This window comes from Pedobacter agri PB92 (assembly GCF_000258495.1).
Classification (GTDB): domain Bacteria; phylum Bacteroidota; class Bacteroidia; order Sphingobacteriales; family Sphingobacteriaceae; genus Pedobacter; species Pedobacter agri.
Genome location: NZ_AJLG01000285.1, coordinates 1 through 3,727 on the forward strand (window position 1 = coordinate 1; position 3,727 = coordinate 3,727).

Below are 3,727 nucleotides of genomic sequence, written 5' to 3' on the forward strand. Positions count from 1 at the left end.
ACGTACACACTTCAGCGATTGATCAATCATTGCCTGCATCAGCTCTGGAGATTCCCTCCTTGCAAGCACCGTCAGGGAATCTGCAGGCCAGTATTGCTGCTTTCTGGCCTGTAATGGCGGAGGGTCTCTTTTAACTGGCCATTGATTATTTGCGTCTTTAATTTTTCAGTTGATTTTATTGGCGCCAGTGAGGCCTTGTTCATGCTATCTACAATGGCCATCTGCGCGCGAAATAGCGTCATGGGATCAGCGGGCCTGGTGGGTTCTTTATTTACTGACCGCTGATAAGCCGATAATATTTCCTCAAGTTCTTTTTGAGCAGAGCTTTTGTTTTGAATCTTGGAACCTCTATCTGGATAGATTGACCTGGTTGCAACCAGATTGGACCCCTGTGCCAAAGAAGCATCTCTGCGGGACTTCAGGGCGGCGCTAATGGAATCAAGCATTCTTTTTTCCTTGTTATTATAAACAGATGTCATTTCTTGCTCATCACTCTTTTCAAGATCAATAGTTTCCAGGGCGGTATATCCATCTCCTTTTTTGTATCGGCGCTTAAAGGCTTCAAGCTTATCTTCAATTCCCTTACCGCGGACCTCCGCTGATACCCCGGAAATGCCGGTCTGCAATTCAGCCTCGGGCGTGCGGGTATCTTTATTAATTGACCTGCTACGCTGATAGACATAAAACAAAAGCAGGATGAATGGAAGACATATCAAAGGGATGACGTAGCGTGGCTTTTTAAAGTCTATTTTATTCATGGCCGTTTTAATTTTGAATGGAGTTGCTGGATTCTGTCCAAGATTTCCTCCATCCTTGAGCTATCTTGAGCATCTGGTGTTTTTTTATCTAAAAAGGTTTTAAGTTCTGCCTGCAAGGCCACTACTTCAAGCAGAGCTGCAGGACCCGCCGGCAGTTTAAGCCCGGGCGCAGTTTCAGCCATATTAATCATTGGTTTAGCAGAAGGCGGCTGGCGAAGTACAGTGAAGCTCACCAGCGCCGAGAAGGCCATCGTGAGCACCATTGCCGAGAAAAAAACCTTGGGGTGGGATTCACTATGTGATTTCAGAAAGGAGATTGCCCGGAAAAAAAACATGGCAAAGCCCGTCCGGGCAGCAGCCAGATAAATTTTTGGTTTGTTCATTGCTTATCGGATTAAAGTGGATTTTTTTCAACCGTAGAACGGTCCTGGTTTTCAAGGGTTTTCCAGGCGGTGATCAATACTGCATGGGGATTATGTTCTGAGCGTGCAGGCAGGTCGCGAAGGCGTCCCTCGGTGATGAGCGATCTGAGGGTCACTGCACTTTTCCGGTCAATCCGCTGAGTGGCGTAATACCGGAAGTAACCCCGCTTTTCATCCAGAGAAATCGAATCCATACGGATGGTGAGTACTGCAGAAGAAGAAAGCACGGCACTGAAAAAATTCCGCTCTTTTAAGTTATTATACTGCTGGGCACCGCTTTCATCAATCAGGTACATCGCCTCACGCATCTGAGACTCGATAAAGCGCTCATCAGGAATGAGCGAGAAAAAAAGGGTATGAAATCTGGCGATATGCGCCCTGTACTCCGCGCCCCTGTTGAGTTCAATATCAGTTCTTTTCGCCAGCATGGGATTGACGCCATCCTGAAGCACATAAATGGATTTTCTGGAATCAGAAACCTGCCGGTAAGCAAAATAGGAAACTGCCAAAGAGATGGCTAAAGCTAAAACAAAGCTCATAGCAGATAAAAATGTAGCCAGGCGTACCTTGGCCTCAATGTTTTTGACGATCATCTTGGTTATCCTCCCGAGATTGCGGCCGTAGCCATGTGACTCATTCTGGATGCCCCGCTTCCCATTGCGCTCGCTGCGGAACTTACGCCCGAAGTACTTACAATCCAGGTGGATATGCTCGGAACGGTAAACATGGTGAGTGCGCCGATAATAAAGGTTATGATGACAACCCCGAAAGAGAGTACCCCGTTTGCGGCAAACCAGCTTAATTTTTCAATACTTTCTCCATCCCCGCTGAGCAGCTCGGTGTATCTGGAAATCTCCGCTTCCAGCGCATACTGCTGAAAGAGCGAGGCTACATACATCACAAGATATGCAATACCTGAATATAAACTTACCGATATAAACCGGGCAATCCATTCGGTAAAAGATCTTTGATACCAGGGCAAAATGCTGGCCGCTACAGAGAAGGGTCCCAGGATAATTAAGATGGTGGAAAAGATAATCTGTACAATAAAAATCACATATACACTAATTCGCAGCACCCAGATAGCAAGGGTTTCCAGTAGCGAACTGGCCAGAAGCTGAAGACTAATCTGAAGCCGGTTCCGCATCTCTACGACCGGGTTCCAGACTTCAGCAAAACCTTCTTTAACTGAACTTTTTACTGATTCCCAGGCATTTTCATACCAGGTATCCGCCTCGGTTTTGGCCACTTCGGTGCTCGCCTGAAGCTTAAAGAGTTCATCGGCAACATCGACCATGAGCTTTGCCCTTTGCATGCGCAGGTCATTGATGTGCGTCTGGCTTCCGTCAAAAAGTTCTTCGGTTCTGTTTTCGATCAGTTCCCCCGGATAGGCAAGCACTTTGGTAAAAGCTGGCCACCAGAGAATTACCATGACCAGCCCGAATGGGCGCAGCAGGGGCATAATTTCCAGCCGCTTATCCCCGGAAATCATCCCGTAACTTCTCGCAGCGAAAAAAATGAGCATAAATATTGCGCTCAGGGCCTGCGCGTCTGCTAAAAACACATCATAATGACTCCATATAGCCTGCTTCATGGTTTTTAAAAAATGCATCATTCCCTCCTCATACACGCCGTTCCCCTGGAGAAAATTAAAGGTTTCTTTAAACGAGTCTGGCACATCAGCCGCCAAAGCATTTACTTTAGCGAGTGAAGAAAATACAAAATATCCGGTATTCATAACTTTGAGTTTTTGAGTACTTTATCTGCGATCTCTATATCATTTAAACTCTGATCTTTAAAGCCCTTGGACCTTTCCTTGATCTTTTCTCTTTGTAAAGAAAGACGCAGGTAAGTTTTGCTTCTCCGAATTTTATCTTCCCATGCAGCCTGCAATTTGCGGTATTCTAGAAGTAACCTGTGGTATAAAAGAATTCTTGATCCTCTTTCCATATGGGTTGTCCTGGCCAGGTGAAGCCGCTCGGCTAACGCCTGATGCTGCTGGGTATACCAGGAAATCATGCCTGTTTCGCTTAAGTATTTTCTTTGCGCGGATGTCAATGAACCTAAAGGGATTTTCGGTAAATCATCCAGTGGGGATAGCGCTGAACGGTAATAAATCTGCCATAAAGGATCAGCAGCTGATAACTCAGCGGAATAAGCGGCATAGCTGGATAGCGCGGTATTGCGGATCGTATCGGCATGAAGCTTATAGGCATCTGCTGAAGATCTCATTGCCGCAATCAGTCCAAGCCGAAGCGTTTGCGGCCCGGTGGGGCTCAGGGGGCGAATGTCAGTATCAGGATAATTGGGATGGAGTCCCCAGGTCATCCAGTACATGGGATTGAGTCCTAAAAATCCGGGTTTTGGTGTAAATTTATCAGCGTCCCAGGATTTAAACACCATACGTTCCTGCTGATTGATGATGGCCTGATCATGGATGGCCACCTGAGCGCTCAGGGTCAGGGGTAGCCAGGCCAGGCAAAATAAAAAAGTTAAAGCTTTCATTTTTTAGCGTTTTATAGTTGTTAATGATTTTAGTGTGTACGT

General features: G+C 46.3%; 5 protein-coding genes. All 5 read right to left on the reverse strand.

Translation table 11 applies throughout. The features are described from left to right. Positions 1-71: 71 nt before the first annotated feature. From ON09_RS23090 to ON09_RS23110, 5 genes are read right to left on the reverse strand one after another with little or no spacing between them, the layout of a single operon-like run. Positions 72-758, reverse strand: coding sequence for a hypothetical protein (locus ON09_RS23090; protein ID WP_010603439.1), 687 nt, complete (start codon positions 756-758; stop codon positions 72-74). Then, on the reverse strand, positions 755-1,141 hold the full coding sequence (locus ON09_RS23095) for a hypothetical protein (RefSeq protein WP_029204588.1): 387 nt from the start codon (positions 1,139-1,141) through the stop codon (positions 755-757). Before ON09_RS23095 ends, ON09_RS23090 begins: the two co-directional genes overlap by 4 nt. Positions 1,142-1,152: 11 nt before the next feature. Beyond that, positions 1,153-1,773, reverse strand: coding sequence for a conjugative transposon protein TraK (gene traK / locus ON09_RS23100; protein WP_010603440.1), 621 nt, complete (start codon positions 1,771-1,773; stop codon positions 1,153-1,155). A gap of 5 nt (positions 1,774-1,778) precedes the next feature. Beyond that, complete coding sequence (locus ON09_RS23105) at positions 1,779-2,918, reverse strand: plasmid transfer protein (RefSeq protein WP_010603441.1); 1,140 nt, start codon at positions 2,916-2,918, stop codon at positions 1,779-1,781. Continuing rightward, positions 2,915-3,685 (reverse strand): hypothetical protein, encoded by a 771-nt coding sequence (locus ON09_RS23110; protein ID WP_010603442.1) that lies wholly within the window; start codon positions 3,683-3,685, stop codon positions 2,915-2,917. The genes ON09_RS23105 and ON09_RS23110 overlap by 4 nt, the downstream gene beginning before the upstream one ends. Between the last annotated feature and the right edge of the window lie 42 nt (positions 3,686-3,727).

What these genes read in the sequence shown, in the direction of transcription:
- ON09_RS23090 (WP_010603439.1), bottom strand. Translation starts at nt 758, where the DNA reads ATGAATAAAATAGACTTTAAAAAGCCACGCTACGTCATCCCTTTGATA.
- traK (WP_010603440.1), bottom strand. Translation starts at nt 1,773, where the DNA reads ATGATCGTCAAAAACATTGAGGCCAAGGTACGCCTGGCTACATTTTTA.
- ON09_RS23095 (WP_029204588.1), bottom strand. Translation starts at nt 1,141, where the DNA reads ATGAACAAACCAAAAATTTATCTGGCTGCTGCCCGGACGGGCTTTGCC.
- ON09_RS23110 (WP_010603442.1), bottom strand. Translation starts at nt 3,685, where the DNA reads ATGAAAGCTTTAACTTTTTTATTTTGCCTGGCCTGGCTACCCCTGACC.
- ON09_RS23105 (WP_010603441.1), bottom strand. Translation starts at nt 2,918, where the DNA reads ATGAATACCGGATATTTTGTATTTTCTTCACTCGCTAAAGTAAATGCT.